Source organism: Micromonospora sp. D75 (assembly GCF_018070405.1).
Classification (GTDB): domain Bacteria; phylum Actinomycetota; class Actinomycetes; order Mycobacteriales; family Micromonosporaceae; genus Micromonospora; species Micromonospora chalcea.
Genome location: NZ_JAGPXV010000010.1, coordinates 1 through 25,885 on the forward strand (window position 1 = coordinate 1; position 25,885 = coordinate 25,885).

Annotated in this window: 25 protein-coding genes, 1 tRNA gene and 1 pseudogene; 14 read left to right on the forward strand and 13 right to left on the reverse strand. The window is 71.3% G+C overall.

The window, feature by feature from the left end; genetic code table 11:
• The 3 genes from KBX39_RS01585 to KBX39_RS01595 all read right to left on the reverse strand — a co-directional run.
• The coding region (locus KBX39_RS01585; protein WP_247659776.1) for a glutamate--tRNA ligase family protein at nucleotides 1-461 on the reverse strand (461 nt) is incomplete at its 3' end.
• Nucleotides 462-605: 144 nt separating this feature from the next.
• Complete coding sequence (locus KBX39_RS01590) at nucleotides 606-1,883, reverse strand: MFS transporter (protein ID WP_210868826.1); 1,278 nt, start codon at nucleotides 1,881-1,883, stop codon at nucleotides 606-608.
• Nucleotides 1,880-3,193: a GH1 family beta-glucosidase gene (locus KBX39_RS01595; protein WP_210868841.1), complete on the reverse strand. Its 1,314-nt coding sequence runs from the start codon at nucleotides 3,191-3,193 to the stop codon at nucleotides 1,880-1,882. Before KBX39_RS01595 ends, KBX39_RS01590 begins: the two co-directional genes overlap by 4 nt.
• A 201-nt stretch (nucleotides 3,194-3,394) precedes the next feature.
• Here KBX39_RS01595 and KBX39_RS01600 point away from each other — a divergent pair, with 201 nt between their 5' ends.
• Nucleotides 3,395-3,841, forward strand: coding sequence for an SRPBCC domain-containing protein (locus tag KBX39_RS01600; protein ID WP_030503643.1), 447 nt, complete (start codon nucleotides 3,395-3,397; stop codon nucleotides 3,839-3,841).
• Nucleotides 3,842-3,976: 135 nt separating this feature from the next.
• Here KBX39_RS01600 and aceE read toward each other — a convergent pair whose 3' ends face one another.
• Nucleotides 3,977-6,721 (reverse strand): pyruvate dehydrogenase (acetyl-transferring), homodimeric type, encoded by a 2,745-nt coding sequence (gene aceE, locus KBX39_RS01605; protein WP_043329212.1) that lies wholly within the window; start codon nucleotides 6,719-6,721, stop codon nucleotides 3,977-3,979.
• 189 nt (nucleotides 6,722-6,910) lie between these two features.
• Between aceE and KBX39_RS01610 the strand changes: the two genes are divergently transcribed.
• The 7 genes from KBX39_RS01610 to KBX39_RS01640 all read left to right on the forward strand — a co-directional run bounded on the left by KBX39_RS01610 (nucleotide 6,911) and on the right by KBX39_RS01640 (nucleotide 13,345).
• On the forward strand, nucleotides 6,911-7,315 hold the full coding sequence (locus KBX39_RS01610; RefSeq protein ID WP_210868828.1) for a secondary thiamine-phosphate synthase enzyme YjbQ: 405 nt from the start codon (nucleotides 6,911-6,913) through the stop codon (nucleotides 7,313-7,315).
• Nucleotides 7,316-7,372: 57 nt separating this feature from the next.
• On the forward strand, nucleotides 7,373-7,855 hold the full coding sequence (locus KBX39_RS01615; RefSeq protein WP_043329216.1) for a MarR family winged helix-turn-helix transcriptional regulator: 483 nt from the start codon (nucleotides 7,373-7,375) through the stop codon (nucleotides 7,853-7,855).
• A gap of 51 nt (nucleotides 7,856-7,906) precedes the next feature.
• Nucleotides 7,907-10,768, forward strand: coding sequence for a transketolase C-terminal domain-containing protein (locus tag KBX39_RS01620; protein WP_247659774.1), 2,862 nt, complete (start codon nucleotides 7,907-7,909; stop codon nucleotides 10,766-10,768).
• Between the two features lie 110 nt (nucleotides 10,769-10,878).
• Nucleotides 10,879-11,313 (forward strand): DUF3052 domain-containing protein, encoded by a 435-nt coding sequence (locus KBX39_RS01625; protein WP_013287823.1) that lies wholly within the window; start codon nucleotides 10,879-10,881, stop codon nucleotides 11,311-11,313.
• 8 nt (nucleotides 11,314-11,321) lie between these two features.
• Entirely contained in the window at nucleotides 11,322-11,789 is a 468-nt protein-coding gene (locus KBX39_RS01630) for a peroxiredoxin (RefSeq protein WP_043329219.1), read from the forward strand.
• 82 nt (nucleotides 11,790-11,871) lie between these two features.
• Nucleotides 11,872-11,943: transfer RNA gene (locus tag KBX39_RS01635), tRNA-Val, on the forward strand.
• Between the two features lie 286 nt (nucleotides 11,944-12,229).
• On the forward strand, nucleotides 12,230-13,345 hold the full coding sequence (locus KBX39_RS01640) for an aromatic acid exporter family protein (protein WP_223201351.1): 1,116 nt from the start codon (nucleotides 12,230-12,232) through the stop codon (nucleotides 13,343-13,345).
• 175 nt (nucleotides 13,346-13,520) lie between these two features.
• Here KBX39_RS01640 and KBX39_RS01645 read toward each other — a convergent pair whose 3' ends face one another.
• The gene (locus KBX39_RS01645; RefSeq protein ID WP_043329221.1) at nucleotides 13,521-13,727 is read right to left on the reverse strand and encodes a hypothetical protein; all 207 of its coding nucleotides are present in this window, start codon (nucleotides 13,725-13,727) and stop codon (nucleotides 13,521-13,523) included.
• A 123-nt stretch (nucleotides 13,728-13,850) separates the two neighbouring features.
• Between KBX39_RS01645 and KBX39_RS33730 the strand changes: the two genes are divergently transcribed.
• Nucleotides 13,851-13,982 (forward strand): hypothetical protein, encoded by a 132-nt coding sequence (locus KBX39_RS33730; RefSeq protein WP_255358637.1) that lies wholly within the window; start codon nucleotides 13,851-13,853, stop codon nucleotides 13,980-13,982.
• Nucleotides 13,983-14,443: 461 nt separating this feature from the next.
• On the opposite strand, the gene KBX39_RS01650 is transcribed toward KBX39_RS33730, so the two are convergent.
• From KBX39_RS01650 to KBX39_RS01665, 4 genes are all read right to left on the reverse strand, one after another.
• Nucleotides 14,444-14,992 (reverse strand): hypothetical protein, encoded by a 549-nt coding sequence (locus KBX39_RS01650; protein WP_147265135.1) that lies wholly within the window; start codon nucleotides 14,990-14,992, stop codon nucleotides 14,444-14,446.
• Nucleotides 14,993-15,165: 173 nt separating this feature from the next.
• On the reverse strand, nucleotides 15,166-15,606 hold the full coding sequence (locus KBX39_RS01655; RefSeq protein WP_210868831.1) for a hypothetical protein: 441 nt from the start codon (nucleotides 15,604-15,606) through the stop codon (nucleotides 15,166-15,168).
• Nucleotides 15,607-15,669: 63 nt separating this feature from the next.
• Complete coding sequence (locus tag KBX39_RS01660; RefSeq protein ID WP_312245442.1) at nucleotides 15,670-16,227, reverse strand: hypothetical protein; 558 nt, start codon at nucleotides 16,225-16,227, stop codon at nucleotides 15,670-15,672.
• A 108-nt stretch (nucleotides 16,228-16,335) separates the two neighbouring features.
• A complete protein-coding gene (locus KBX39_RS01665; RefSeq protein WP_166456673.1) occupies nucleotides 16,336-16,974 on the reverse strand; it encodes an XRE family transcriptional regulator in 639 nt (212 codons plus the stop codon).
• A 142-nt stretch (nucleotides 16,975-17,116) separates the two neighbouring features.
• Between KBX39_RS01665 and KBX39_RS01670 the strand changes: the two genes are divergently transcribed.
• The 3 genes and pseudogenes from KBX39_RS01670 to KBX39_RS01680 form a co-directional block, all read left to right on the forward strand.
• The gene (locus KBX39_RS01670; RefSeq protein ID WP_166456672.1) at nucleotides 17,117-18,313 is read left to right on the forward strand and encodes a helix-turn-helix domain-containing protein; all 1,197 of its coding nucleotides are present in this window, start codon (nucleotides 17,117-17,119) and stop codon (nucleotides 18,311-18,313) included.
• A gap of 309 nt (nucleotides 18,314-18,622) precedes the next feature.
• On the forward strand, nucleotides 18,623-18,961 hold the full coding sequence (locus tag KBX39_RS33970; RefSeq protein ID WP_210868845.1) for a hypothetical protein: 339 nt from the start codon (nucleotides 18,623-18,625) through the stop codon (nucleotides 18,959-18,961).
• Nucleotides 18,958-19,176 (forward strand): annotated as a pseudogene (locus tag KBX39_RS01680) (hypothetical protein); the annotation flags it as partial. The gene KBX39_RS33970 and the pseudogene KBX39_RS01680, both read left to right, overlap by 4 nt.
• Before the next feature lie 25 nt (nucleotides 19,177-19,201).
• Here the strand turns inward: KBX39_RS01680 and KBX39_RS01685 are convergent.
• The 4 genes from KBX39_RS01685 to KBX39_RS01700 all read right to left on the reverse strand — a co-directional run bounded on the left by KBX39_RS01685 (nucleotide 19,202) and on the right by KBX39_RS01700 (nucleotide 24,640).
• Nucleotides 19,202-19,711: a hypothetical protein gene (locus KBX39_RS01685; RefSeq protein ID WP_210868835.1), complete on the reverse strand. Its 510-nt coding sequence runs from the start codon at nucleotides 19,709-19,711 to the stop codon at nucleotides 19,202-19,204.
• Between the two features lie 134 nt (nucleotides 19,712-19,845).
• Entirely contained in the window at nucleotides 19,846-21,561 is a 1,716-nt protein-coding gene (locus KBX39_RS01690; protein ID WP_312245447.1) for an ABC-F family ATP-binding cassette domain-containing protein, read from the reverse strand.
• A 201-nt stretch (nucleotides 21,562-21,762) separates the two neighbouring features.
• Nucleotides 21,763-23,610, reverse strand: a complete 1,848-nt coding sequence (locus KBX39_RS01695; RefSeq protein ID WP_043329230.1) for a glycoside hydrolase family 15 protein — start codon at nucleotides 23,608-23,610, stop codon at nucleotides 21,763-21,765.
• Nucleotides 23,611-23,668: 58 nt separating this feature from the next.
• Nucleotides 23,669-24,640, reverse strand: a complete 972-nt coding sequence (locus tag KBX39_RS01700) for an NAD(P)/FAD-dependent oxidoreductase (RefSeq protein ID WP_210868837.1) — start codon at nucleotides 24,638-24,640, stop codon at nucleotides 23,669-23,671.
• Between the two features lie 79 nt (nucleotides 24,641-24,719).
• On the opposite strand from KBX39_RS01700, the gene KBX39_RS01705 reads away from it, so the two are divergent.
• Both KBX39_RS01705 and KBX39_RS01710 read left to right on the forward strand, forming a co-directional pair.
• A complete protein-coding gene (locus tag KBX39_RS01705) occupies nucleotides 24,720-25,304 on the forward strand; it encodes a helix-turn-helix domain-containing protein (RefSeq protein WP_113972605.1) in 585 nt (194 codons plus the stop codon).
• A 52-nt stretch (nucleotides 25,305-25,356) separates the two neighbouring features.
• Nucleotides 25,357-25,885, forward strand: a 529-nt coding sequence (locus KBX39_RS01710; RefSeq protein ID WP_210868839.1) for an alpha/beta fold hydrolase, incomplete at its 3' end; no start/stop codon positions are given.

Below are 25,885 nucleotides of genomic sequence, written 5' to 3' on the forward strand. Positions count from 1 at the left end.
ATGACGAAGTCCTCGATCAGCTTGTTCTCGAACGTCGGCTCGCCGCGCACCAGGTCGACCACCACGGTCTCGCCCTCGTCCGGCGTACGGAAGCGCAGCGCCCGGCCCTCGCCCGGCCCCAGGCCGCGGTCGCGGCAGAAGCCGTCGTACCCGCGCTGCTGCGGCCCGGTACGCGCCTGCACGTCCTCGCGGGTGCAGTCGCAGTAGTAGGCCCGGCCGCCCTCGTACAGCCGCTGCGCGGCGGCCCGGTGCTCGCCGGCGTACGAGGACTGGAAGTACGGACCCTCGTAGCTGCCCCGCGCGATGCCGATCCACTCCAGCGCGGACAGGATGCCCTCGGTCCACTCGGGCTTGTTGCGGGCCGCGTCGGTGTCCTCGATGCGCAGCACGAACACCCCGCCCTGCTGCTTGGCGAAGATCCAGTTCTGCAGCGCCGAGCGGGCGCCGCCGACGTGGAACATACCGGTCGGGGAGGGGGCGAAGCGTACACGTACCGTCACGTCCCCCAGCCTACGGCGGGCCGCCACCGAGAAAGGAAGGGCCCCTTCTTAACGCCTCCGGAGGTGAAGGGGCCCCTTCTTAACAAGCGCGGCAGCCGGCGGGCGTCACGGCACGGAGCGGATCTTCACGACCAGGGCGCTGCCGAGCAGCGTGACCGCCGCGGTCACCGCGTACAGCGTCGGGTAGCCGCCGAGGTGCACGACGATCGGTGCGGACAGCGCCGGACCGAGCACCTGCGGCGCCGAGTTGGCAATGTTGATCACGCCGAGGTCCTTGGCCCGGTCGGTGGCGGCGGGCAGCACCTGCGTGATCAGCGCGGCGTCCACCGCCAGGTAGACGCCGTACCCGGCACCGAGCAGCAGCGCCGCGACGATCGCCATCGGCCAGGTGGGTGCCACCGCCAGTAGCGTCGCCGCCACCGCCATGATCAGCCCGGAGGCGATCACGAAGACCTTGCGCCGGCCGGAGCGGTCGGACATGCGCCCGGCGACCACGGCGGTCAGCATCATGCCGACCGTGTAGAGCAGGATCAGGATCAGCAGCGAGCCCTCGGGGTCGGCCACCCGTACCCCGTCGGTGAGGAAGTAGAGCAGGTAGAGCGTGCCCAGCGCGTTGCCGGTCTGCACCAGGAACCTGGTGAACCACGCCCAGGCGAAGTCGGGGTGGCGGCGCGGGCTGATCCACATCGAGGAGAACAGCGAGCGCAGCCGCAGCGGCGAGCGGTGCTCCCGGGGCAGGTGGTCGTCCTGGGTCAGCAGCGCGAACGGCAGCGACAGCAGCAGCACGGCGAGCGCGATCGCGGCGTACCCGGCGGCGTTGCCGGTCACCACGGCCGTCACCAGCACCGCGCCCAGCACCAGGCCCAGCGCCTGCGGGATGCCCACCCAGCCGGACACGCCGCCACGCTGCGCCACCGGCACCCGATCGGGGATCGCCGCGGTGAGGCTGGCCAGCATTGCGTTGAAGCAGACCTGCGCGGCCACCCAGGCCACCGCCACCCCGGCGATCGTGTTCTGCCGGGCCAGCAGCACCAGGGCGAGCGCGCCGATCACCGCGCCGAACGCGGTCCAGACGTGCCGGCGGCCGAAGTGGCGGTTGGCCAGCCGCAGCGAGGTGCGGTCGGACAGCGCGCCGGCGAGCGGGTTCGCCAGCACCGCGGCGAGCGCGCCGATGCCGGTGACCACCGCCAGCATCGCCTCCTTGTCGGCCGGCGCGATCCGTTCCACCTGCTGCGGCAACAGCACCTGGATCGGGGTGAAGAACGCCATCCAGACGCCCAGGTTGGCCGCGAAGATCAGCGCGATCCAGCTCCGCCGTACCGGCACCGTCGGTTCGGCGAGCGCCGCCGGCAGCGAGGCCGGCGTCGGGTTCACAGTGGTCACCGCCGGACCAGGTCCCGGAACCAGGCGTACGACGACTTCGGCGTCCGCCGCTGCGTGTCGAAGTCGACGTGCACCAGGCCGAACCGCTTGGTGAAGCCCTCGGCCCACTCCCAGTTGTCCAGCAGCGACCAGACGAAGTACCCGGTCACCGGCACGCCCTCGGCCATCGCCCCGCGCACCGCGCGGATGTGCCCGTCCAGGTACGCGATCCGCTCCGGGTCGTGCACCCGGCCGTCGGCGTCCGGCGCGTCGTCGTACGCGCAGCCGCTCTCGGTGATCTGGATCGGCGGCAGCGCGTCGCCGTACCGCCGGTGCAGTTGGAGCAGCAGGTCGCGCAGGCCGTCCGGGGCCACCGGCCAGTCGAACGCGGTACGCGGGTAGCCCTCCAGCGGCACGATGTCGAACGGCAGCGGAGAGCCCGCCTCGGGCGCCCGGATGGCGGTCGGGTTGTAGTAGTTGACCCCCAGCACGTCGATCGGCGCGGCCAGCACGTCCAGGTCGCCGTCACGGATCACCGCCGGGTCGAGGCCGGGAGCGTCCGGGTAGCCGCGCCCGAGCAGCGGATCGGTGAACAGGAGGTTGTGCAGCGCGTCGTACGCCGCGGCGGCGGCCCGGTCCGCGTCGGTGTCGCCGGCGACCCGCACCGGGGAGTAGTTGTTGGCGATCGCCACCGGGGACGTGGTGCGGGCGCGCAGCGCGGAGACCGCGAGACCGTGCCCGAGAAGCTGGTGGTGGGCCACCGGGAAGGCGTCGAACAGCAGCATCCGGCCGGGGGCGTGCACGCCCATGCCGTAGCCCATGCTCATGTGGATGAACGGCTCGTTGAGCGTGATCCAGAGCTTCACCCGGTCGCCGAGCCGGGCGGCGGCCAGGTCGGCGTACTCGGCGAAGCGCGCGGCGGTGTCCCGGTTCAGCCAGCCGCCGGCGTCCTCCAGCGGCTGCGGCAGGTCCCAGTGGAACAGCGTGGCGACCGGGTCCACCCCGGCGGCGAGCAGGCCGTCCACCAGCCGGTCGTAGAAGTCCAGCCCGGCGGCGTTGGCCGGGCCCGTGCCGTCCGGCTGGATCCGGGGCCAGGCGAGCGAGAACCGGTACGCGGACACCCCCAGCCCGGCCAGCAGCGCGGTGTCCTCGGCGTACCTGTGGAAGTGGTCGCAGGCCCGGTCGCCGGTGCTGGCGTCGGCGACCCGGCTCGGCTCGTGCGCGAACGTGTCCCAGATGGATGGACCGCGACCGTCGGCAGTGGTCGCGCCCTCGATCTGGTACGCGGAGGTGGAGACCCCCCAGCGGAAGCCGGCGGGGAACTCGGGCATCGGCGCGGTCGTCAAGGCACCCTCCAAGACATGAAGCGTGCTCGCGACTCTAGGGCTCGGCGGACCGCCGCGCCATAGGCCGAGATGACTGGGTGGCGCAAGGGAGTTCGGCGTGTCTTTTCCGAACCCGTCCGCTTAAGTCCGATTTACACATAGAGTGCCAAATATCGCGGATGTGATTTAAGTGGGGGAAAGATACTCATGATCCTCGTGGAACGAAGCGCGCACGTGGCGGCGCCGGTGGATGTGGTCTGGGACGTGGTGCAGCGCGCCGAGCAGCTGCCGGCCTGGCTGGCGGGAGTCCGCGCGGCCGAGGTCCTGTCCGGGGAGGGATTCGGGCGGCGGCAGCTGGTCCAGGCCGGACGCGGCGCCGCGCACGAGGCCGAGGTGATCGCCTTCCAGGAGCCGACCCTGATCGGCTGGCGCGAACGCGCGAAGGGTGCCGGCGCCCGAGCCGAGGCGCGCACCGAGATCTACGTCCAGCTGACCCCGGACGAGGAGGCCGGCGGCACCGTCGTACGGCTGATCGTCGTGCGGTGGCCCGCCGGACCCGTCAAGGCGGCCCTGCTCCGGCTCGGCCTGCGCCGGGTCGGCGCCGACCTGGAGGACTCGCTGGCCCGGCTGACCGACCTGGCCGCCGTCGGCTGACCGAGCCCAGTCCCGGCGTCGCCCGCGATGGTGACGGCCCGGCGTTCCCGCCTGGGACGCCGGGCCGTCGTTCTACCCGAGGTGTTAAGAAGGGGCCCCTCCTCTACCGGAGGCGTTAAGAAGGGGCCCTTCCTTTCAGCTGTCGCCGCCGGTCTCGCCGACCGGGGCGGCGTTGACGTCGTCCAGCGCGTACTTGCGGGCCGCGTCGGCCGGCACGTGCGCCGGCACCACACCGCGCAGCGCGAGCTGGCGCAGCGTGGCCACCGCCACCGACTCGGCGTCCACGTGGAAGTGGCGGCGCAGCGCGTGCCGGGTGTCCGACATGCCGAACCCGTCGGTGCCGAGCGAGGTGTAGTCGCCGGGTACCCAGCGGGCGATCAGGTCCGGTACCGCGCGCATCCAGTCGCTGACCGCGACCTTCGGCCCGTCGGCGTCGGCCAGCTTCCGCGCGATGTACGGCACCCGCGGCTCCTCGCCCGGGTTGAGCAGGTTGTGCTCCTCGCACTGGACCGCGTCGCGGCGCAGCTCGGTCCAGGACGTCACCGACCACACGTCGGCGGCCACGCCCCAGTCCTCGGCGAGCAGCTGCTGGGCCTTGAGCGCCCACTGCATGCCGGTGCCGGAGGCGAGGATGTTCGCCTTCGGCGCGTCGTCGCCGACCTGCGGCGCGGGGGAGTAGCGGTGGATGCCCTTGACGATGCCCTCGACGTCCACGCCCTCCGGCTCGGCCGGCTGGAAGATCGGCTCGTTGTAGACGGTGAGGTAGTAGAAGATGTTCTCCTGCGCCTCGCCGTACATCCGGTGCAGGCCGTTCTCCACGATGTGCGCCAGCTCGAAGGCGAACGCCGCGTCGTAGGAGACCACCGCCGGGTTGGTGGCGGCGAGCAGCAGCGAGTGGCCGTCCTCGTGCTGCAGGCCCTCACCGTTGAGCGTGGTCCGGCCGGCGGTCGCGCCGAGCACGAAGCCCCGCGCCATCTGGTCCGCCGCCGCCCAGAACCCGTCGCCGGTGCGCTGGAAGCCGAACATCGAGTAGAAGATGTACAGCGGGATCATCGGCTCGCCGTGCGTCGCGTACGCCGTGCCGGCGGCGGTGAACGAGGCCACCGAACCGGCCTCGTTGATCCCCTCGTGCAGGATCTGGCCGGTGGTCGACTCCTTGTAGGACAGGAACAGGTCCCGGTCGACCGCGGTGTAGCGCTGACCGTGCGGCGAGTAGATCTTCTGCGTCGGGAACAGCGAGTCCATACCGAACGTACGGGCCTCGTCCGGGATGATCGGCACCCAGCGCTTGCCGAACTCCTTGTCCTTCATGATGTCCTTGAGCAGGCGGACGAACGCCATCGTGGTGGCGACCTTCTGCTTGCCCGACCCGCGCTTGACGTCGGAGAACCGCTCGCTGCCCGGGATGGCCAGCGTCTTGCGGGCGGTGCTGCGCGTGGGCAGGTAGCCGCCGAGCTGCTGACGCCGGTCCTTCAGGTAGGTGATCTCGTCCGACTTCTCGCCCGGCGTGTAGTACGGCGGGAGGTACGGGTTCTCCTCCAGCTGCTTGTCCGGGATGTCCAGGTAGAGGCGGTCGCGGAAGAGCTTCAGGTCCTCCAGCGTCAGCTTCTTCATCTGGTGCGTGGCGTTGCGGCCCTCGAAGTGCGAGCCGAGCGTCCAGCCCTTGATCGTCTTGGCGAGGATCACCGTCGGCTGGCCGGTGTGCTCCATCGCCGCCTTGTAGGCCGCGTAGAGCTTGCGGTAGTCGTGGCCACCCCGCTTGAGGTTCCAGATCTCGTCGTCGGACAGGTGCTCGACCATCTTGCGGGTCCGCGGGTCGCGGCCGAAGAAGTGCTCCCGCACGTACGCCCCGGACTCCGCCTTGTAGGTCTGGTAGTCACCGTCGGGCGTGGTGTTCATCAGGTTGACCAGCGCGCCGTCGGTGTCCGCGGCGAGCAGCGGGTCCCACTCCCGGCCCCAGACGACCTTGATGACGTTCCAGCCGGCGCCCCGGAAGAACGCCTCCAGCTCCTGCATGATCTTGCCGTTGCCGCGGACCGGTCCGTCCAGGCGCTGCAGGTTGCAGTTGATCACGAAGGTGAGGTTGTCCAACTCCTCGCGGGCGGCCACGCCGATCGCGCCGAGCGACTCGACCTCGTCCATCTCGCCGTCGCCGAGGAACGCCCAGACGTGCTGCTGGGAGGTGTCCTTGATGCCCCGGTGCTGCAGGTAGCGGTTGAACCGCGCCTGGTAGATGGCGTTCAGCGGCCCGAGACCCATGGAGACGGTCGGGAACTCCCAGAAGTCCGGCATCAGCCGCGGGTGCGGGTACGACGGCAGCCCGCCACCGGGGTGCGACAGCTCCTGCCGGAACCCGTCGAGCTGGTTCTCGCTGAGCCGGCCCTCCAGGAACGCCCGCGCGTACATGCCGGGGGAGGCGTGGCCCTGGTAGAAGATCTGGTCGCCGCCGCCCGGGTGGTTCTTGCCCCGGAAGAAGTGGTTGAAGCCCACCTCGTAGAGCGACGCGGAGCTGGCGAACGTGGAGATGTGGCCACCGACGCCGATCTCCGGGCGCTGCGCCCGGTGCACCAGCATCGCGGCGTTCCACCTGATGTACGCCCGCAGCCGCCGCTCGACGTGCTCGTCACCCGGGAACCACGGTTCGCGCTCCGGCGGGATCGTGTTGATGTAGTCGGTGGTGGTCAGGGACGGCACCCCGACCTGCCGCTCGCGGGCCCGCTCCAGCAGGCGCAGCATGACGTACCGGGCTCGCTTTGTCCCGCGCTCGTCGATGACACCGTCGAGCGACTCGACCCATTCGCTGGTCTCTTCAGGGTCGATGTCCGGAAGCTGGCTCGGCAGACCAGCGGTGATCACCGGGCGCTTGCGTTCCGTAGCCACAGGCGTTCCCTCGGTTTCGTGTGGGATAGGTCTCTAGCGCCATCCTGCCCCCTGGTGGCGCGTGCCGTCACCTCTCCCACCCTCAGACGCGACGCTGAACACAGGTACCCATCAGTAACTTTGCGCGATCACCGGATGCGCTATCGGCGGGCGGGGCGGGGAACCGGGCACTGCGGCAGAATGCGCCGTATGCGCAGTGAGGTGATCACCGTCCGGACCGGCTCCCGGCCGACCGTCCGGGACATCACGAGCGAGGCCGAACGGTTCGTGTCCGGCGCCGGCGACGGCCTGCTGCACGTCTTCGTCCCGCACGCCACCGCCGGGCTGGCGATCATCGAGACCGGCGCCGGATCCGACGACGACCTGCTGCGGGCCCTGGACGACCTGCTTCCCACCGGCGACAGGTGGCGGCACCGGCACGGCTCGCCCGGGCACGGACGCGACCACGTGCTGCCGGCGTTCGTGCCGCCGTACGCGACGCTGCCGGTGCTCGACGGGCGGATCCAGCTCGGCACCTGGCAGTCGATCTGCCTGGTCGACACCAACGGCGACAACCCCGACCGCCAGGTGCGCTTCTCGTTCCTGCCCGGCTGACCGGCGGCGCAAATAGTGGAGTACGTCAATTGTTGACTGGTCACGTACAATCGACTGATGGCGCACTCCACTGTCTCCGCTGAGCAGCCCGGCCCGGGTGACCGGCTGGGCCTGGCCGGGGACACCGTGCGCCGGATCCTGCACGTCGCCGCCGCGCTGCGCCACCACCAGGACGAGGCGTTCGCCGACCTGGGGCTCACTCCGGCGGCCGCCCGCGCGCTGCACCAACTGGACCCGGACCGCCCGCTGCCGGCCCGCGACCTCGCCGAGCAGCTCGGCTGCGACAGGTCGAACGTCACCGGCCTGGCCGACCGGCTGGAGCGGGCCGGGCTGGTGGAACGACGCACCGACCCGGCCGACCGGCGGCAGAAGGCGCTCGTGGTCACCGAGCGCGGCCGGGAGGTCCGCGAGCGGGTCGCCCACGTCATGTCCGACCCCCGGCTGCTCGACGACCTGAGCACCGCCGAACTGGCCGCGCTACGTGAACTCGTCTTCAAGGTCTCCGACGGCGGCTGTCCGGAGGAGTGCGGCGAGGTCTGAGCCACGCCGGGCGGAACGTGTCCGACTGGGCGCGGCGGGCCCGAGTCGGTAATGCTGTCCGACGTGACCACCCCGCACGATCTCGACGACCGGCTCCGGGCCGAACTGGCCGCGCTCGGGGCGCCCGAGAAGCGGCGCGACCTGGGCGAGCGACTGCCCGACGGCGGGCCGCTGACCGGGGCGCAAGTGCTGGCCCTGTTCGACGCGCAACTGACCAGCCGGCTGCTCGACCTGGCCGGGCAGTGGCTGCACGGCTTCGGTGAGGGGTACCACACCATCGAGTCGGCGGGGCACGAGGGCAACGCCGCCGTGGCCGCCGCGCTGCGGCCGACCGACCCCGCGCTGCTGCACCACCGCTCCGGGGCGTTCTACTGCCTGCGCGCCGCCCAGGCCGCCGGCGCCTTCCCCGCCGCCCCGCCGCCGCCCGTCCCGCCGACACCCGCCCCGGAGGCCGATCCCGACGCCGCCGTGGACGCCTTGCCCGATGCTGGTCCCGGCACCGTCGTCGACGGCTCGCCCAGTGCTGCTCCGCCGGCTGCCGCCGGCGCGCCCGGCAGCGCCGTTGACGGCTCGCCCGCCGCCGACGGCTCGCCCGGCACCGCTGCCCGCGCCGAGGTCCACGGCTCGTCCGGTGCCGTCCCCGGCACCTCGAGCGGCGTCTCGCCCGACGAGCCGGCCGCATCCTCCGCGCAGCGGGCCACCCCCGCCTCCTCGGCTGTTGTCCCCGCACCGTCTGCTGTCATCCCGGACCCGGCGGCCGCCGTGCACGAATCGCACGACCTGCCCGCCCAGCGCGGCACCGGCCAGGATTCGCACATCAATCCCACCTCCCAGGAGCAACGTTCCACCCTCCGGGAACCGGAGAGATCTTGGTACGAAAGTGCCCCTATAGGGGCCGTTTCGTACCAAGATCTCGAACGGCCGGGGGCGGGAGGCGAGGCGGGCAGCCTTCCTGCGGGAGCCGCGATCGTGGTGGACGCGGACGGTGACGCGACTGTCGGCGTACCCGATCTGCCACAGCCCGCGCCCGACGACGCGTTCGCGGCGGCGGCGCGCGACGTGCTGCGCGGCATTGTCGCGTCCGCGGAGGAACCGGCCGCCGGCGGCCGGCAGAAGCTCTTCGGCCGCGCCGACCTCGCGGTCGTGCCGACCCCCGCGAGCGCCGGCTCGCACCTGCCCCGCGCGGTCGGCCTGGGGCTGGCGCTGGAGCGGCTGCGCCGGGGCGCCCGGCCCGCGGACGGCGAGCCGGAAGCGACGGCCTGGCCCGCGGACTCCGTCGTGGTCTGCTCCTTCGGCGACGCCTCGGTCAACCACGCCACGGTGACCGCCGCGCTCAACACCGCCGGCTGGTACGACCACACCGGCCTGCGTATCCCGGTGCTGTTCGTGTGCGAGGACAGCGGTGGCTCCGCCGACGGGTGGGTGGCGACGACGCTGCGGTCCCGGCCCGGCATCCGCTACTTCGCGGCCGACGGCACGGACGTGGCCGAGAGCTACCGGGTGGCGGCGGAGGCGGCGGCCTGGGTGCGCCGGCACCGCCGGCCCGCCGTGCTGCACCTGGGCGCGGTCCGGTTGATGGGCCAGGGCGACGCGGCCCGCGACCCGCTGCTGGCCACCGCGCGGCTGCTGGTCACCTCCGGGTACGCCGGGGGCGAGGAGCTGCTCAGCCGGTACGACGAGCGGGGCTGGCAGCTGCGCCGCATCGCCGAGGAGGCGCTGGACGAGCCGAAACTGGCGTCCGCTGTCGACGTCGTGCGGGAGCTTGCGCCGCGGCGGCCGGTCCGGGTGGCCCGGGCGGTGGCCGAGGCGGCGGAGCGGGCGGCCGGGCCGGGCGCCGGGGCGCGGGCGGAGGCGTTCGGCGGCAAACCGCCGGAGCTGACCGGGCCGCTGACGCTGGCGCAGAGCATCAACGCGGCGCTCGCCGACGGCATGCTCGACCACCCTCGGATGGCGGTGTTCGGCCGGGACGTGGCCGCCGGCGGCGGGGCGCACGGGGTGACCGAGGGGCTGCGGGACCGGTTCGGGGCGGCCCGGGTGTTCGACACGCCACGGGACGAGACCTCGATCCTCGGGCTCGGGCTGGGTGCCGGCCTGGCCGGGATGCTGCCGGTGCCGGAGATCCAATATCTGGCGTATCTGCACAGCGCCGAGGACCAGTTGCGCAGCGAGGCGGCCACCATGCGGTTCTTCTCCCGGGGCGCGTTCCGCAACCCGATGGTGGTGCGGGTGGCCGCGCTGGCGGGTGAGGACGGGCTCGGCGGCCACGCGCGCAACGACAACTCGGTGGCGGTGCTGCGGGACGTACCGGGGCTCGTGGTCGCCGTGCCGGCGCGGCCGGACGACGCCGCGCCGATGCTGCGTACGTGCCTGGCCGCGGCCCGGGTGGACGGCAGCGTCTGCGTCTTCCTGGAGCCGGCCGCGCTCTATGACGCCCGTGACCTCTACGCCGACGGCGACGGCGAGTGGACGGCCGAGTACGCCGAGCCGGGCGCCTGGGCGGACCGGCACGTGCCGATCGGGCGGGCCCGCGTCTACGGGATCGGCTCGGCCGAGGACCTCACCATCATCACCTTCGGTAGCGGGGTGCGGATGTCGCTGCGCGCGGCGGCCACTCTTGCCGCGGAGGGCGTGGGCAGCCGGGTGGTGGATCTGCGCTGGCTGGCCCCGCTGCCGGTGGCCGACATCATCCGGGAGGCCTCGGCGACCGGCCGGGTGCTGGTGGTGGACGAGACGCGACGCTCCGGCGGGGTGGGCGAGGGCGTGGTGTCCGCGCTCGTCGACACCGGGTACGTCGGCGCCGCGCGCCGTGTGGCCGGACTTGACTCGTTTGTACCATTAGGTCCGGCCGCTCGTCAGGTTCTGGTCTCCGAGGAAGCCATCACCCAGGGTGCCCGTACGCTGCTGGCACGGTAAATTCCGTTCCACCCGGTGCGCCACTTGCGCGGCGAGCCGCAACTGTGTGGACTGGGCCCGACGGTGTCACCCGACGCCACGAGCAGGGATAGATGAGGAGGCACGCGACAGTGAGCGCGACCGCTGGCCAGGCCGACGGGGTACGCAGCCTGGCGGACCGGTTCGGTATCGAGCCGGGCATGGTCGTCATGGAGATGGGCTACGACGACGACGTCGACACCGATCTCCGGGACGCCCTGACCGACCGCTGTGGGGAACTCGTCGACGAGGACACCGACGAGGTGGTCGACGCGGTTCTGGTCTGGCACCGCGACGGCGACGGTGACCTCTTCGAGCTCCTCGTGGACGCCCTCGGGCCGCTCGCCGACAATGGCGTGGTCTGGCTCCTGACCCCGAAGGCCGGCCGGGACGGCCACGTCGAGCCGAGCGAGGTCGCGGAGAGCGCGCAGACCGCCGGCCTCCAGCAGACCTCCACCATCAACGCCGGCCGCGACTGGAGCGGAGCCCGCCTGGTCATGCGGCGCGGCTCCAAGAGCAAGAAGTAGGAGCGCACATGCCCGTCGAGGTTGGCGCCGAAGCGCCCGACTTCCTGCTCAAGGACCAGAACAACCAGGAGGTACGGCTCGCCGACTTCCGTGGCCGCAAGACCGTGCTGCTCGTCTTCTACCCGCTCGCGTTCACCGGCGTCTGCCAGGGCGAGCTGTCCGAGGTGCGGGACAACCTCGACGAGTACGCCAACGACGACGTCCAGGTGCTGACCGTCAGCGTCGACTCCGTGTACGCCCACAAGATCTGGGCCGAGCAGGAGGGCTTCCAGTTCCCGCTGCTCGCCGACTTCTGGCCGCACGGCGCGGTCGCCCAGGCGTACGGCGTCTTCAACGACGTCGCGGGCATCGCCAACCGGGGCACCTTCGTCATCGACAAGGCCGGCGTGGTCCGCTTCGCGGAGATGAACATGCCCGGCGAGGCGCGCGATCAGCAGGGCTGGCGCAAGGCGCTGGCCGAGGCCGCCGCTGCCTGAGTCCCACACCCAGGTACGTCGTTCGACCGGGCCGGAGGCGGGCAGGTAAGCTGGCCGCTCCGGCCCGCCGTACGGGCGTTCCGGGCGCGTAGCTCAGTGGGAGAGCACTCGCCTTACAAGCGAGGGGTCGCAGGTTCGAAACCTGCCGCGCCCACCTTTCACATCAGCGGGAACCGTCCCGAGAAGATCACTCCCCGGGGCGGTGACTCGACGGGCTCCACGTGTTAGATCCGTTGCCATTGATGCCGGGACCAGGGCGGCTGGGGTCCGGGAGAATGAGCCTGTGGCCTCTGACCAGGAAGCGCTTCCGCGCCTGCGGGAATGCCCTACCGGGCCGGCGCTGCATTACGCTGCCAGGCCACACCTCGCAGGACCGCTACCTCCCCCGAGCGGTTGCCGCAGACGTAACCCTCGCCTGCACTGCTCCTCGGAGGTGAGACGTGGCTACCGTGGACCCGGGTTTGCGGCCAGAGATGGTGCAACGAGAAGGCCGGGAAGCTTTCGAGCGGCTTCGCACGTACTCCATAATCGCTGTTCAGGCGGGTGTGGCCGCTGGATTGTCCTGGTTCATCGCCAGCGACGTGCTGCACAATCCACAGGCGTTGTTCGCCCCCGCCGCCTCGATCGGCACGGTCGCAGCAGCCCTCGGCAATCGGATCAGGCGAGCGGCGGAACTCATCGCCGGGGTGATCCTCGGGGTGGCGGCCGGGCAGTTGATCATCTTCGCCATCGGGACGGGGCCGATACAGATCGCCGTGATCGTGGCATTCGCGATCTCGTCGGTAGCCGTGATTCGCGGGGGCGGCGCCGTGATGGTGCACGCAGGAAGCACCGCGGTGCTGCTGGGGACGCTGACTGCGCAGCAATCCCACCTGGCTGTGGCGCGGACGGTCAACGCGTTGATCGGGGGCGCGACGGCCATCGCCGTGGCGTTGCTGATCCTGCCGGCCAACCCTGTGCGCGTCGTGCACCGCTCTGCCGGTCCGTCGCTGGATGTTTTCGCCCGTGCTCTCACGGCTGTCGCCGAGGCGTTGGATCGGCGTGAGGTTCAACAGGCCGACGACGCCTTGCAGCGCCTGATCGCGGTAGAGCAGGAAAGAGACAAGACGATCGAGATGGTCGCCGCGGCGGGGGAGATCGCGCTTCTCTCACCCTGGCGGTGGCGACGATTGGGCATCCTGCGCCGGTATCAGCGCGCCTCCGAGCACCTCCAATCCGCCTACTCCAACAGCCGCGAATTGGCGCACTGGGTCGTATCGGCGGTACGGCTGCGTGAACCCGTACCCGCCGGCCTCTCAGCGTCGATCGAGCACCTCGGCCAAGCGGTGCGGCTGCTGCATCGCGATTTCGTCGCCGGCCGAGAGCCCGACCTTGCACGCGCGCGGGCGCAACAGGCCATCGAGGAGGTCAACCAGGCCTGCGCCGAAGAGATCGGATTCTGCGAGATGGTCCTCATTTCCCGGCTGCGCCTTGCCATCAGCGACGTGCTTCAAGCGTCCGGACTGCCAAAGGCAGAGGCAAATCAGCAGGCGGGGTTGGCCGCCGACTCGAGCTGATTCAACAACAGGTGTTCTTGCCGCGTTGCGGAAGCCGCAGCCGCGACTAGCGGCGGACGACACGGGAGAGCAAGCGACAGCTCGCAGCTCCGAACCGGCCGCACCCGCCGCTCACGCCAGCCAAACCGCCGGTGCGGTGACAGCACGAGTAGCCCGTTGACGACCTGCAATGAGGTCAGGCGCTCCAGCCACCGACGCCACCGCTGCCGGTGTTGCCGCCGTCCGTCCGGTTCCGATGGTCGTCGAGCCTGCGGCGGGCCTCGGCGGATGCCTGGAGGTCCCGCACCTGGCCGCCGTCGACTGGTGTCTTCCGGCTATGGCGCCACAGTGCGACCGCAGCGACGGCCGCCGCGATGATGATCAGAACGATGAGCCAGCGCACTTCGACCTCCCTGGGTGAGATGCCTGCCCCCACTGTGAGGCAGCCGGTCAAGGCTGGTTCCAGGGCGCCTCGACAACGAATGAGCCGCCGGAGATCAGGCTCGGAGCCGTACCCTCCGGGGCTGTGGAACTGGACGATGCATCGTGGGGCAGGGCACTGGTCCTCGTTCGGGAACTGCGCGACCCCGCCATTCCTGACGTCGAGGGGTTCGGGGCGACCGACCTGCGCCCTGTTGACCTTCATGCGAGGATCTGAGGTGTGATTCTCCACCGAAGGGGCAGTGCCTCGTAGGCAGCCGCAGCCCCGATCACTTCGCCGCCGCGTGCGCATCACGCGAAGCCCGTGGGCCCGTTATCGGGATGTTCCTGGACTCTCCGGTCCCGCGAACGCTGCCATCCGTCTGGTGGAAGGGCGGCGGTGGCTCCCGGGCACGGTGGCCGCCGCCATCAGGATCTGGGGCGCGCATGCGTACGGCAGCCGGCATCGGTGGAAGCCGTGGGAAGCGGAGTTCGCCTGTTCCTGCTGTGGCGAAGCCTGGGCACGACTGCGCTTGGAAGAGGCAATCGTCTCGCTGCCAAGCCATGCCGGGCGAGAGCTTCAGGTAGTTGTCGACCGCCTGGACGACGCATTGTTGAGGCGTACCCATCACGATCCTCAAACGCCCGGTCACGACCCCTGGTGGCTGCGCCGCTGTTGATCAAGCGGAAACGCTCTTACTACGTCGTTTTCGTCGGGTGGAACCGCCGGTAGATGGCAGGTAGGAACAGCAGAATCAGGACGACGATCGCTGCTCCCACGAGTAACGGTGGCCCCAGCGAGTCAGCGAGGCGGATCCCGCTCGGTGCCGAGGTGTGCTGAGGCGCGTTCGGGTTGTCAGGGCTTCCGGCGAACGAGCCCCGATTTGCGATGAACGCCTGGCCGCAGCAGAGGGCCATTGGAATGGTCAGGATGCAGGTCATCGTATGTGCCCACGCTCTGCCTCGCACGAGACCCACCAGCGACAGGAGCAGGCCGGCCATAGCGAGACCGGACAGGACCACCGTCAGCCGGCCGACGACCTCGGCCCCCAGGTCGGCAAGCCCGTTCCGGTTCGCTGCCTCCTCCGGCGACACGTGGTACACGACGTCCCAGTGCGTGAGGTCATAGAGGACTGTTACGGCGTTGAGCGTCAACCCGAGCACCAGTAGGCCGACCGCGACGGCCGGTGCGAACAGCGGCCATCGAGACGTCGACCCTCGCCGGCGGTTGGCCCTCTTGATGATCACTCGGCGGACCATACACAAGCTGATCTGGCGTCAGGGGCACATCGCTCTTGGGGTGACAGCAACGCCGATAGCAAGAGGCCCGGCGAGCGGCGGATGGCTGGAGATCAGGCTTGGAGCCGTACCCTTCGGGCTGCGGATCCTGCGCTGCCCGGACGTCATCACCCTGATGTTCTTCAACCAGCCCGAGTTGACGGACGAGGAGGTGATAGATGGTCGTGCAGGAACGACCGCGCCGCCTCCTTCATGGCCGCCACCGCCTCCTCCGTCTGATCCGGCGCTGCGCCGCAATCGGCGTACAGGTACAGAAAGCGGTAGCCCACCTCGCGCAGCTCCGCAGAGGGAAAGTAGGCCGACTGCCAGTAGATCTCGTGCGCCAGGTCCTCGGGATCGCCCTCTCCGGCGATGATGCTCGCCGCTGCCGCACGCATGAGGTGCAGCCGGGCGCCGCTCTCGTCCGGGACCGGCGAGCCGAGTTCCTTCGACAGACCGGCGAGCTCACGCACGCTCGGCGAGTCGACACCACGGGCCAGAGCGTGCGCGGCCGCCATCGCCAGGTCGTCGCCGACCGGCTCGTCCATCGCCAGCCGGACGGCAAGGTCACGCAGTCGCTCCATCCCCGAGAGGCTAGGCGGTACGCGGGCCGGTATCCGCCCATGGGGACGCGATTGCGCGACGGGTCAGCGAATGCCCGCGTCGTGGAGCCGCCGGGTGGCACCCGGATCGATGGTGGTCCGCACGAGCGAACCGGGCGCGTCTGAGGATCCGGTACTGAACGCGGTCACCACCAGCACGACGACCAGCACCGGCATCAACAGCGTCCGGACCAGCATGGCCCAGCACGCCTTGAGGCCGATCCGGCCGCCGTCCTTCGCCCTGACGAGTTGGGTGCCGGCGAGCAGCGCGCCGAGCGCCCGGCCGTTGCCGTAGCAGAGGCCGTAGAGCAGCGGCACCACCACGAGCAACGAGAGGCTCGCCCCGGCGGCGAAGTTGTCGGACAGGGTGACCGCGCGGTCCACCAGGGACAGGGCGACGACGCCCGCCCCGACACCGAACAGGAACACCGTGAAGTCGACGAGCCAGGCCAAGGCCTGCGCCCCGGTGCCGGCCCGGACGTACAGGCCGCCGTTGCCGAACGTCGCGATCCGCTTCGCCTCCCGGGGGCCGAGTACGTGCTCCGCCTGCGCCTGGGCGGCTTCCAGCCGGGTCAGTGGGTGGCCCGTGGCGCGGACTGTCACAGCGCTCTCCTGTTGTGTCGTGGGCACCGGGCGTTTCGCCGGATCCGGACGCCGTGCCGTGTCGTACCCCGAGTGCAGAGTAGTCGGCGCCAGAACAAGGCCACGGCGCTATGTCGCTGAGGTGTTGTACCGGTCCAGCGTCGCCTGGGAGGTCGACGCGTCGCGGAAGACGAGCTCCCACGGGCCGGTGTTCACGTCCATGTCCTTGCCGAATCCGACCCACTTACCGGCCATCCGCCGGCCCGTCGGCTCGGCCAGAAGCTGGATCGCCCCGTGATAGCGGGCACCCCGGTAGTAGCCGGCCGGATCGGTCTGCTCCACCCAGGTGCCGGTGACAACGGCCCCGTCCACGGTCAGGTCCAGCGACAGAGATGAGGACGCCGACCCGGGCAGGCTGCGCGCGGTCAGCCTGTCGCCGTGCTGCAGCAGGACGACGAAGTGCTGTCCGGCGAAGGACTCCTCCCGTCCGCTGGAGTAGTACTGGTAGCGGCTGAGCCACACGCCCTCGTATGACCTGTGCGCCGTGCTGGGCTCGGCAGCCGGCGTCGGCGTGGCCAGGTTCGACACGGGCGAGGTCAGGTCGTGGCCACCCTGTTGGTCGTCGGCCACGTGCCCACCGGGCACCGCGGCGAAGCCGAGCAGTGAGATGGGCAGGCCGGTGACGACCTCCAGCGCGCGTGCGAAGTCGTCCTGGTTCATGCGCATCCCGTCATGGAGGGCGCCCAGGGCCGTGTCGGGAGCGGCCATGAGCGACACGATAGCGCTGTGTCGCAGTGGTGTCACCGTTGGTGCGTGGCCCGTAGGTCATCGACGAGCGGCGTTTCGGGGTACCGTCGACAGAATGGCGGCCGGGTGAGTTCGCCGGGCCTCTTGAGCTTGGAGCTGGGCTATGGCTTCCTCCGTCGATCCGCGCTTCGGGGCAGCTCTGCGCGAGTTTCGGGAGCGGCGTGGTCTGTCGCTTCGGTCCCTCGGGCAGCTCGCCCATCGAAGCAAGAGCCATCTGCACGAGCTGGAAGCAGGGCTCAAGGCTCCGACTGTCGACACGGCGCGCCACTTGGACCGGATTCTCGACGCCGGAGGTGTGCTTGCTCGGCTGGTCGATGCGCCGATCGACCATGCGGCCGAGGCGGGCGAGTTGCGGGCGAGGGTTGCCGCCAGTGATGTCAGCGGTGAGGTGCTCGAACGGATCGAGCAGGGCGTCGACGACCTCGCCAGCTCCTATCCGACTATGGCGCCGGCGGATCTGTTGCCGCTGGTGCGGCGACATCTGGCCTATGTGGTGCGGCTGCTGGACGGACGGGTCACGCTTGCTCAGCAGCGTCGGCTGTTGGTTGCGGGCGGTTGGTTGGCGGTGCTGCGGGCCACCGTTCACATCGACCTGCGGCAGCGCGGCGCGGCGGCTGCTCATCTGCGTGCTGCTCGTGAGCTTGCCGAACACGCCGAGCATGCGGAGATCCAGGCGTGGTGTCTGGAGACCCGGGCCTGGGACGTGTTGACGCAAGGTGACTACCGGACGGCACTCGATCTGTCTCATCAAGCACAGCGGGTCGCGCCGAAAGGCAGCTCGGCCAGGATTCAGTCGACTGCCCAGGAAGCTCGCGCGTGGGCGCGGATCGGTGATGTGGCCGCCACCCGGCGAGCGCTGGAGCGGGTGGAGCGGTTGACGGCGAATCTGCCCGTTCCGGAACGGGCCGAGCATCACTACCGCTACGACCCCGCGAAGGCCGCCGCCTATATGGCCACGACGTTGGCGTGGGCCGGTGACCCGGCTGCCGAGCAGGTGGCGCGGGCGGTACTGACCGATCTGGACCCGCACGGTGATGGGGGAGCGCGTCCTCGCCGTTCCGCGTCGGCGCGTCTCGACCTCGGACTTGCCCTGGTCGCCGCCGACCAGCCGGATGAGGCGGTTGCGCTCGGGGCGCAGGCGGTGGCGTCCGGGCGGGTGGTGCCGTCGAACTGGTGGCGAGCCGCGGAACTGCTCGCGAAGGTGGAGCAGTCGGGCGTGCCGGAGGCCGCGATGCTGCGTGACCTGTGCGTCGAGTACGCCCCCGCCCGCCGATCGACAGCGGACAGCACACCTGGTTAGCGGACAGTCACCTCCTGGATCGTGGACGCGCTCGGCGTGACGCTGGATCTCCACCGGGCGCGGATAGGCACATCAGCAGGTGTCGTCCGTGCCCTCACCACGGAGGGCCGGACAGATGACGGTGACCATTGGGCTCCTGCGGCGGCTCGTCGGTCGGTACCTTCCGTCGTCGGCGGTGTCCGGCTTCGGCGAGCGCATCCAGGCGATGGAGCAGGAAATCGCCAGACGCCGTTTGCTGGACCAGGCGCGAGGCGGGCAACGGTCCCCGGACGGCGATGCCTCGCGGGAGCGCCGCGTCTCGTACGACGCATACCTGTCGGCCGCCGCGTTGACCTTAGCCCGGCGGCATCGGCCGGTGTGGTGCTGGCGGCGGTGGAGACGGGTTTGCCGGTGCGGAGCCGAGCTGCCCTGTCATTCGCGGCATCGGATTCCGATCAATCGCGGTCACTGGCCACAGGCGAGCGACAAGTGATCGCCGGGCCGGAGGAGACGATCCTCGCGGTACACGTACGGGGACTCGACGGCATGTGTGCCGGGTGCCGGGCGTGGTGGTCGCTGCTCACGCCGTACCCGTGCTGGCAGGCGGAATGGGCGACGAGCCGGCAGGCGCGGGCGATCACCGCGCGGTTCTTGGAGGGTGTGCGGTGACCACCCACGGCCCGGTCATGCCGGTCTGGAGTTGCGGCGGTTGCGACCTGCCGTGGCCGTGCCCTACTCGCCGGCGGAAGCTGCGGGCGGAGTACGCCGGTGCGCCGGTGTCGCTGGCCCTGTATCTCGGCGCCTACCTCGTGCAAGCCTCCGAGGACATGCCCTGGGCACCTGCCGGCGCCCTGCACCGCCGCTTCGTCGGCTGGACCCGGGAGGCCGGTCCGCAGGGGCGGTGACTGCTCAGACTCGTCGCTCCCGTAGCCGACGCCGGAACCGCATCCACTCGGCCGGTACGACGAGGCAGCCCGCCACCGCGGGCGGCACGGTCACCAGGAAGTCCGGCCACCGCCAGATCGGCGCGTCCGCTTCCCGCAGGTGGGTGGGGTGCCGGGGGTCGTACCGGACCGCTATCACGTCGCCCGCGGCCGGCCGGTGCACCGGGTTCTCCAGGATCGCCGTCGTGCCCACCGGCCCCGACAGGTAGACGACGTTCAGGGACTTGCCGGGCCCTTCGTAGTTGGCGCGCACCACCTGCGCGTCGCCGATCCGGCCTCTGGTCTCCAGCATGCGGTTCTCCCACACCTGCCACCCGGCGAAGGTCAGGAACAGCGCGGTGAACAGGGACGTGACGAGCAGCCAGAGACCGGCTGTCAGCACGGTCGCCCCCTCGCCCCGTAGCAGGCCGAGGACGACCTCCTCGTAGCGCGAGGGGCGGCTGACGGCACCGGCGCCCGCTCCGTCGACAGACATCCCGCCGCTCCTTCGCCGACTGCCCCGGACATCCACGGTAGCCAGCGGGTCCAGCCCCGGTGGAGAAGAGGTGACGAGAAGTCGATATGACTGAGAGGCATAAATATACCTCTCAGTCATATCGCTCGAAGCACTCAGTCTTCCGGCCGGGCATCACCCTCCGTGACCGAACGACCTGGCACCGCCGGGGCGGTGAGCGACAGCGTGGGCCACGCCGCCAGGTCGTGGAGCATCTGCCGGTCGTGGGTGGCGACCACCACCGCGGCCCTCGTCGTCAGCAGGGCGGCGGTGAGGTCGTCGACCAGCGGCGCCGACAGGTGGTTGGTGGGTTCGTCGAGGATCAGCAGGTCGGGACGTTCGGCCAGGCGCAGCGCCAGGTTCAGCCGCCGTTGCTGTCCGTGCGACATCCGGCCGACGGGGGTACGCCGGGCCTCGGCGTCGAGCAGGTTCGTCGCGCTCAGCGGCAGGGCCGTGCCGGAGCCGACGCGCCCGGCGGAGCGCAACCGGCCCACGTGCTGCTCGTACAGGTCGTGGGCGAGCAGCGCCAGTGGCCAGTCGGGCACCTCCTGACCGAGGTACGCGACGCGCGCCCCGGACAGGTGCCGGACCTCCCCGGTCGACGGCATGAGGTCACCGGCCAGCACGGAGAGCAGCGTCGACTTGCCCGCGCCGTTGGGTCCGGTCACCAGCAGGCGGTCCCCGCCGTCGAGCGTGAGCGTGACCGGGGTACGCAGGCGCCCGGCCACCGTCACGTCGTGGCAGCGCAGGATCGGCAGTCCGGGACGGGTGTCCAGCGGTGGCCAACGCAGCGGCTGCGGTGGCTCCGGCACGGTGACGCGGTGCGCGTCGAGCGCCTCCTGCCGGCGGCGCAGCGCCTGGACCAGTCCGGGCGCGCGGGACTGGCGCTGGTGCTTGCCGTGTCCCTTCTCCGGCCGCCAGCCGGTGCTGAGGCGGTCCCGCGCCTCCCGTACCCCGTCGGCCAGCCGCTGGTGCTCGGCCTGCTGCGCCTCGTGGTCGCGTACCCAGTGCGCGAAGTCGCGGCGGCGCCCGTCCTGCCAGGCGGCGTAGTCCCCGGCGTAGCGGCGCGGGCGCCCGTCCGCGCTGGGGTCGAGGTCCAGGAACTCCGTGGCGACGTCCCGCAGCAGGGCGCGGTCGTGGGTCACCAGCACGACGCCGCCCGGGTGGTCGCGTAGCCGGGCGGTGAGGAAGGCCAGGCTGTCCGCGTCGAGGTGGTTGGTCGGCTCGTCCAGCATCAGCAGGTCCACCCGCGCTCCCAGCAGGCACGCCAGCCGGACCCGGTAGCGCTGGCCGACGGACAGCGTGGCCAGCTCCCGGTCCCGGTCCGGGCAGGCGTCGAGGCCGGCCAGCGCCACGTCGACGCGCCGCTGCGCGTCCCAGGCGTCCAGCCGGGTCGCCGCGTCCAGGGCGGCGGCGTACGCGTCGTCCGCGCCCGCCCGGCCCTCGGTGAGCGCGATCGCGGCCTCGTCGAACGCCCGCAGCGCGCGTTCGGACTCCCGGATCGCCACCCCCACGAGCGTGCCCACGGTCTCGCCGTGGCGCGACTCCAGGTTCTGCCGGGCGACGCCGATCGTGCCCAGCCGTTCCACCACGCCCTGGTCGGGAGCGATGAGGCCGGCCAGCACGTGCAGCAGGGTGGTCTTGCCGCGGCCGTTCTCGCCGACGACCGCCAGGCGGGAACCGGCGGAGACGGTCACGCTGACGTCGGACAGCACGACCCGGCCGCCGAGTACGACGCGGACGCCGTCGGCCCGCACGTGCGCCCGGTGCCCGGCGGGCAGCGAACCGCCCGAGGTGGATGGGAAGGAAGGAATGTTGTCGAGGTTGTGCACAGTCCGCTCTTCGGCTCGTCGTGGAGCCGGGCAGCGCGAGGACACCGCCCGGCGGGAACGCCGGGACGGCGGAGCAGAGCTGGTACGTCAGAAGAAGCCGGTCACCCTGCCGCCGTCAGCGGAGGGACCAGGGCTTCATGACAGCGGCGAAGAACCTCATGCGGCAAACAGTACCCGGCTCCGGGCCGGAGATCACCGGAGTTACCGGCGGAGGCGGGCGGAGGCCTCGGCGTCGAGCAGGTCGTTCACCGCCAGCGCCGAGTTGATCAGGGCGAGGTGGCTGAACGCCTGCGGATAGTTGCCGATCTGCTCACCGGTGGAGGCGATCTCCTCGGCGTAGAGCCCGAGGTGGTTGCTGAAGGTGAACATCTTCTCCAGGGTGAGCCGGGCGTCGTCCAGCCGGCCGGAGCGGGCCAGCGCCTCGACGTACCAGAACGTGCACATGTTGAACGTGCCCTCGTGACCGGGGAGCCCGTCGGGGGAGTGGACCGGGTCGTACCGGTGGACCAGGCTGTCCGAGACCAGGTCCCGCTCGATCGACTCGAGGGTGGACAGCCACAGCGGGTCGGTGGGCGTGACGAAGCCGACCGCCGGCATGTAGAGCAGGGCGGCGTCGAGCACGTTCTCGTCGTACGCCTGCACGAAGCTGCCGCGTTCCCGGTGGAAACCGCGGGCCATGACCTGGTTGTAGATCCGGTTGCGTTGTTCGGTCCAGCAGTGCATGTCGCCGGGCCGGCCGGTGCGGGTGGCCAGCCGGATGGCGCGGTCCAGCGCCACCCACGACATCACCCGGCCGAACGTGTAGTTGCGGGGGTGGTGGCGGCTCTCCCAGATTCCGGCGTCGCGTTGGTCCCAGTTGTGGCAGAGCCAGTCGATCAGCCGCACGGTGCTCTTCCACACCTGGTGCGACACCCGGATGCCCTGCTCGTCGGCGAGGTGCATGGCGTAGAGCGCCTCGCCGTGGATGTCGAGCTGGAGCTGGTCGGCGGCGCCGTTGCCGATCCGCACCGGACGGGAGCCGCGGTAGCCCTCCAGGTGGTCGAGCACCTCCTCGTGCAGGTCCGAGGACCCGTCCACCCGGTACATGATCTTCAGTGGGTCCTGGTGGTCGCCGGCCTCGCGGATGCGTTCGTCCAGCCAGTCCATGTACCGGCTGACCTCCTCGGTGAACCCGAGGCCGAGCAGCGCGTGCACGGAGAACGAGGTGTCGCGTACCCAGGTGTAGCGGTAGTCCCAGTTGCGGGAGCCGCCGACCAGCTCGGGCAGCGCGGCGGTCGGCGCGGCGATCATCGCGCCGGTCGGCGCGTACGTCATGAGCTTGAGCGTGATGGCCGAGCGCTCGACCATCTCCCGCCAGCGCCCGGTGTAGCGGGAGCGCTCGACCCAGCGCCGCCAGTAGTCCCGGGTCCACTCGAACATGCCCTGGACCTCTTCCGGCGGAATGATCCTGGGCTCGTCGATGCCGGTCTCCAGGACCACCCCGCCGGTGTCGCCCTCCTGCAACGTGCCGTAGGCGATCAGGTCGCCGTCCTCCATGCGGATCTCGCCGGTCTTGGCCCAGAGCTGCCGCACGGGATCGATCGGGTTGAAGGCGAGCGTCGCCGACCGGCTCCGGAACAGGTAACCGTTGCGGTGTCGCTCCAGCTCGTGGCTCTCCCGGGCGAAGTCGAAGCGCGGCCGGCACTCCACCCGGAACCGCATGCTGCCGCGCACCATGTTGACCATGCGCACGATGCGGTGCGAGTCGGTGACCCGCTCGCCGGTCACCGGCATGAAGTCCATCACCTCGGCGACGCCGTCCGCGCTGATGAACCGGGTGATCAGGATCGGCGTGCCGGGGAGGTAGAGCTGCTTCGTGACGTACCGGACGTCGTGCGGGGCGATCTGGAAGAAGCCGCCCTTGTCCTTGTCCAGCAACGCGCAGAAGACGCTGGGCGAGTCGAAGCGCGGCGCGCAGAACCAGTCGATCGTCCCGTCACAGGTCACCAGCGCTGCGGTCTGGAGGTCGCCGATGAGCCCGTGATCCTCGATCGCCGGATAGCTCTTCACGTCGCCCCCCAGGTTCCGACTGCCCTCTTCGACTCAACCTAGGGGAAGAATTGTCAGGTTAGAGGGGATTCGTGGTCACCCACCCTCGCGCGTCACGCCGCGCCTCGACCGCCCGGCGGGTCTCCTCGTTCACCAGTTCCGCGTTGATCATCGCCGCGGTCCGGGCACCAGCCGCGGCAGCGGCCCCGACCTGCGCCGACAGGTCGGTCACGTTGCCCGCGACCCACACCCCGGGCACCTCGGTACGCCCCGACTCGTCGGCCGGCAGGTACTCGCCCATCCCGCTGGGGTGCGGTTGCGGGCGCAGGCCCAGTCCGGCCAGGAACCCGGTGCGCGCGACCATCCGGGGCGCGACGGTGAGCACCTCCCGGTCGACGGTGCGGCCGTCGCGCAGGCGTACCCCGGTCACCCGGTCCCCGGCCGTCTCGACGGCCGCGACCTCGCCCTCGACCACCGGCACACCGCGGGCGGCGAGCTGCTCGGCCTGCTCGTCGGTCAGCGGCGGCGCGGTGTGCCGCAGGTAGACCACGTCGTCGCTCCACTGCCGGAACAGCAGCGTCTGGTGCACCGACATCGGGCCGCTGCCGATCACCCCGATCGGCCGGTCCCGCACCTCCCAGCCGTGGCAGTACGGGCAGTGCACCAGGTCCCGGCCCCAGCGCTCGCGCAGGCCCGGCACCTCGGGCAGTTCGTCGACCAGGCCGGTGGCGACGAGCACATGACCGGCGCGTACCCGCCGGCCGTCGGCGAGCGTCACCTCGAAGCCGTCGCCGTCGCGGCGTACCGCCTCGACCCGGCCCTCGGCCAGGTGCCCGCCGTAGCCGCGGACCTCGTCCCGGCCGCGCGCCAGCAGTTCGGCCGGCGGTACGCCGTCGTGGCCCAGCAGCGCGTGCACGCCGTCGGCGGGCGCGTTGCGCGGTTCGCCGCCGTCCACCACGAGCACCGACCGGCGTGCCCGGGCCAGCATCAGCGCGCCGCTCAGCCCGGCCGCGCCGCCGCCGATCACCAGTACCTCGTAGTTCTCGGTCATCGTAACCACCTCCGCGACCAGACTGCGGCGGGGAAGCGCAGAACCGCAAACTCTCTTGCTGATGTGGCAAACTGGGGGCATGGATGTCGACCTCGACCAGGCCCTCGACGCGGTCGGTCCCCGGCTGCGCGCGCTGCGGCGTGAGCGGGAGACCACGCTCACCGACCTCTCCGCCACCACCGGCATCTCGGTGAGCACGCTGTCCCGGCTGGAGTCCGGCGGCCGCAAGCCCACCCTCGAACTGCTGCTCCCGCTCGCCCGCGCGCACGGCGTGACGCTGGACGAGCTGGTCGGCGCCCCGCCCACCGGCGACCCGCGCGTCCACCTGCGGCCGGTCGCCGCGTTCGGGATGACCATGCTGCCGCTCACCCGCCGCGCCGGCGGCATCCAGGCGTACAAGCTGATCATCCCGGCCGGCGGCCGGTCCGAGCCCGAGCCGAAGACCCACGAGGGGTACGAGTGGGTCTACGTGCTCAACGGGCGGCTGCGGCTCGTGCTCGGCGAGCACGACCTGGTGATGGTCCCCGGTGAGGCGGCCGAGTTCGACACCCGCGTACCGCACTGGTTCGGGCGTGCCGACAGCGAGGGGGTGGAGTTCCTCAGCCTCTTCGGCAGCCAGGGCGAACGCGCCCACCTGCGGGCCCGCCCCCGCGCGTCGAGCTGAGCGGCGACGGTAAACACGCCCGCCGCGGCATCGGCGGCGCGACGATCAGCGGGTGAGCTACGCGGACGTCGGCGGGCTGCGGATCTGGTACGAGGAGCACGGGGCCGGCAAACCGCTGGTCCTGCTGCACGGCGAGTACGGCTCGACGGAGACGTTCGCGCCGGTCCGCCCGGCGCTGGCCACGCGCCGGCGGCTGATCGCCGTCGACCTGCAGGGCCACGGCCGCACCGCCGACGTGGACCGGCCGCTGCGGTACGAGTCGATGGCCGACGACGTCGCCGCGCTGCTGCGCCACCTCGGCCTGCCCCGGGCCGACGTGCTCGGCTACTCCCTCGGCGGCGGGGTGGCCCTGCGTACCGCGATCCAGCACCCCGACCTGGTCCGGCGCCTGGTGCTGGTCTCCACGCCGGTCCGGCGGCGCGGCTGGTACCCGGAGACGCTCGCCGCGATGTCCGCCCACGACGAGCGCGGCGCGCCACGGAGGCGCGGCCCCCCTCTCCCCGTGCGGGATGCGCGGTTGGCGCCCCGCCCGCAGGACTGGCTGGCGCTCGGGGCCCGCGGCGGCGCGCTGCTGCGGCGGG

Coding starts and splice junctions, on each gene's coding strand:
- KBX39_RS01700 (WP_210868837.1), bottom strand. CDS start 24,640: ATGACCGAGAACTACGAGGTACTGGTGATCGGCGGCGGCGCGGCCGGG.
- KBX39_RS01600 (WP_030503643.1), top strand. CDS start 3,395: ATGATCCTCGTGGAACGAAGCGCGCACGTGGCGGCGCCGGTGGATGTG.
- KBX39_RS01630 (WP_043329219.1), top strand. CDS start 11,322: ATGCCCGTCGAGGTTGGCGCCGAAGCGCCCGACTTCCTGCTCAAGGAC.
- KBX39_RS01685 (WP_210868835.1), bottom strand. CDS start 19,711: ATGTCTGTCGACGGAGCGGGCGCCGGTGCCGTCAGCCGCCCCTCGCGC.
- KBX39_RS01620 (WP_247659774.1), top strand. CDS start 7,907: ATGCTGTCCGACGTGACCACCCCGCACGATCTCGACGACCGGCTCCGG.
- KBX39_RS01615 (WP_043329216.1), top strand. CDS start 7,373: ATGGCGCACTCCACTGTCTCCGCTGAGCAGCCCGGCCCGGGTGACCGG.
- KBX39_RS01665 (WP_166456673.1), bottom strand. CDS start 16,974: ATGGCCGCTCCCGACACGGCCCTGGGCGCCCTCCATGACGGGATGCGC.
- KBX39_RS01670 (WP_166456672.1), top strand. CDS start 17,117: ATGGCTTCCTCCGTCGATCCGCGCTTCGGGGCAGCTCTGCGCGAGTTT.
- KBX39_RS01705 (WP_113972605.1), top strand. CDS start 24,720: ATGGATGTCGACCTCGACCAGGCCCTCGACGCGGTCGGTCCCCGGCTG.
- KBX39_RS01655 (WP_210868831.1), bottom strand. CDS start 15,606: ATGGAGCGACTGCGTGACCTTGCCGTCCGGCTGGCGATGGACGAGCCG.
- KBX39_RS01610 (WP_210868828.1), top strand. CDS start 6,911: ATGCGCAGTGAGGTGATCACCGTCCGGACCGGCTCCCGGCCGACCGTC.
- KBX39_RS01595 (WP_210868841.1), bottom strand. CDS start 3,193: ATGCCCGAGTTCCCCGCCGGCTTCCGCTGGGGGGTCTCCACCTCCGCG.